This is a genomic window from Rubrimonas sp., assembly GCF_036788415.1.
Lineage (GTDB): Bacteria > Pseudomonadota > Alphaproteobacteria > Rhodobacterales > Rhodobacteraceae > Rubrimonas.
This window is the reverse complement of sequence record NZ_DAIQNN010000199.1, coordinates 1-2,890: the sequence shown is the minus strand read 5'-3', so window position 1 is coordinate 2,890 and position 2,890 is coordinate 1. Positions and strand designations below refer to the sequence as shown.

Here is a 2,890-nt window from a genome sequence, read left to right as displayed (position 1 = left end):
ACATGGCCAGCATCATCACCGTCGCCGACGACGAAATCATCATCGCGCCGCTCGCGGACGACGAGGACCTCCCCGAGCCAGAGCCGGCGCCCGACGGCGACCCGCAGGTCGCCTACGCGCTCGCCCGCCTCCGGCTGACGTTCGCCGAGCTGCCCTACTGACCGAACGACGCGGCGCCCCGACGACGGGCGCCGCATCCCCCACAGCGCAACACAAGGATCAGACGCCATGACCGACACCTGCACCGATGCGACCGTCGCCGCCGCCCTCGACGAGCTGCAACGCGTCCACGACCGCCAGGGACGCGGCTGCCCCTAGGAACTCTGGAACGTCCGCACGATCATCGCTCGCCACCGGCGCAGGCCGCGGGACCGGCGCCGACGGCCGGCATGATCGCTCCGGCGATCGCCGCGCCGACGTCCGTCGCGCTGTTCCAGCCCCCGACCCCGACGATGTCTGCGTAGGCGGCGGCTCGGCTCGCCGCGACACCGACCGCGCTGCCCACCACCACGGCCACAGTCGCCGAACGACGCAACACCTGTCACCGATTTCCGGACCGGTTTCCGGCGCAGTGTCCCGCTCGGTTTCCGGTCGCGCTTCCCGCCCAGTTTCTCTCCCGGTGTCCGTGCGCGTTCCCGCTCCAGAACCCGTCGGACTTTCCGCTCCGGAACGCCCCACGTTTGCTGTCGCTGAATGAGCTTGCCATCGCGCCGACGATCAAGCAGACCGAGCCGCAGCGGAAGCCGAGGAAAGCGGGCGATCGCCGGGCCTTCGTTCCGGCGCCGGGCTGGCGATGAACCGAGCCCCGTTGCCCGGGTCTCTGAACCGCCTCGGGTCTACGAGGGAAAGCGAGCCTTTGCCGTTGGTCGCGGGCCCGGGACATCTGTTCCGGGTAGCGGCGGCGGGTCAGCTGCGAATATCGTAAGTCCAGGCGAAGCAGGAGAGCCGCACGGCGGCTCTGCTTTGTTTGGTGGATAAGAGCGAAGATCAAAGGCTCTTCGAGACTGGCTGAAACGTCGGCTTTTGCGGTCAGGCTTACACAGCGCTGGCAGTCAGCTGGCGCACAGGCAAGACAATTTCACCGTGACGGCGAAAGCACGCTCGCAATCGTCCGCAGCGACACCGCTTCGGCGCCATGCGCCATCGGGAAGGTCTCAGCCCCTGGATACACGACGATCCGCCGCTCGGGCTTGAGGTCGTCGCAGGCGATGTGGAAGCCCCGCTCGATCTTCGGCGCGAGGCTGCGCTTGATCTCGACGGCCCAGAGGCGGCCGCCGGGCAGCGACAGCAGCAGGTCGATCTCCGCCCCGGCGGCGGTGCGGAAGAAGTGCGCCTCGGCGCCCTCCGGGGCCGCGGCGATCAGCGTCTCGATCGCGAATCCCTCCCAGCTGGCGCCGGCGACCGGGTGGCCGAGGATGTCCTCCAGCGTCTCCAGTCCCAGCAGCGCGTGGACGAGGCCACTGTCGCGCACGTAGACCTTGGGCGACTTCACCAGCCGCTTGCCCATGTTCGTGTGCCAGGGCGGGAGGCGGCGGACCAGCAGCAAGTCGACGAGCAAGTCCAGGTAGCCGGCGACCGTCTTGCTGTCGACGCCGAGCGCGCGGCCGAGCTCCGAGGCGTTGAGCAGGCTCGACTGCCGATGCGCGAGCATGGTCCAGAACCGGCGCAGGGTCTCCGCCGGGATGCGCGGCCCGAACATCGGCACATCGCGTTCGAGGTAGGTGCGGATGAAGTCGCGCCGCCAGCGCAGGCTGGCGCGGTCGCTGGCGGCGAGGAAACTCTCGGGAAACCCGCCGCGGGTCCAGAGCCGCTCTGCGTCGTCCGGGGCCGTCTCCAGCGCGTCGATGGGGTGAAGTTCGAGATAGGCAATCCGGCCGGCGAGCGTCTCGCCCGACTGCTTCAGCAGATCGACCGAGGCCGAGCCGAGCAACAGAAACCGCCCGACGCTGCGCCTCGCGCGTCGCCCGCGGTCGATGACGCCGCGCAGGTTGTGGAACAGGCCCGGCGCGCGGTGCACCTCGTCGAGGATGACGAGTTTGTCCTCGTGCTGGCCGAGGTAGAGCTCCGCCTCGGCGAGCTTCGCACGGTCACCCTCCGACTCCAGATCGAGGTACACAGAGGGCCGATCTTCCGCGACAGCGAGCGCGAGCGTGGTCTTGCCGACCTGACGCGGACCGATCAGCGCCACGGCGGGGCTCTCGTCGAGGAGGACGGACAAGGCGGGCGCGATGCGGCGCTGGAGCATGCCTCGCATATTCAGGATGCCACTCCGAATATGCAAGCGTAAAGCGTTGCCAATGTCCTCATGCTGTGGCTGATGTGCGCGAAAGGCGGCACTCCGCGCAACGTAACCTCGCGCGGCGATCATCCAGGATCTCCTCCCGATCCGGCTACTCGCCGTGGCACGGCTCGGCGGGCCGATGCCGCGGACGTTCTCCCGATTCCAGGCGTTCGGTTTCGCCGCGCGATTTGCGCCGCGGCGACAGCACGATCTCCGCGACGGGCGCGTCGAGATTTTCGGGGAGGAACCAGCGTTCTTTCGACATGGGCGAGCATCTCCGATGACCGCCGGGCCTGATCCCCGTTACCACCCCGGGAAACCCCAGGGCCTAATGGGGAAACCGCCCGACACCTTCCTCCAAGCTCGTCCGCGCGACGTTCCGACCCCGCCGAGGCCCGCGCGTCGCGCCGACCCGTCGAGACCCAAACCCTTGCCGCGAGGGCCGATTCACCCTCCGGCGCAGGTCAAGCGGAACCCGACCACCCACCATCCGACCCCCGCGCGCGGGGACCCCCTGAGCTGTTTACAGGGGCACACACTACGTACCTTGCCAAGCAAGGCGGAAAAGGGCCGAAACCGGGCCGCGTCGACCAGGGCGTCAGCGATGTT

Annotated in this window: 2 protein-coding genes; both read right to left on the bottom strand. The window is 68.8% G+C overall.

The annotated features are described in order from the left end of the window. Positions 1–1,078 precede the first annotated feature (1,078 nt). Positions 1,079–2,368: an ATP-binding protein gene (locus V7Q31_RS18450; RefSeq protein ID WP_442976746.1), complete on the bottom strand. Its 1,290-nt coding sequence runs from the start codon at positions 2,366–2,368 to the stop codon at positions 1,079–1,081. Between the two features lie 22 nt (positions 2,369–2,390). Then, positions 2,391–2,546, bottom strand: coding sequence for a hypothetical protein (locus V7Q31_RS18445; RefSeq protein ID WP_333835304.1), 156 nt, complete (start codon positions 2,544–2,546; stop codon positions 2,391–2,393). Between the last annotated feature and the right edge of the window lie 344 nt (positions 2,547–2,890).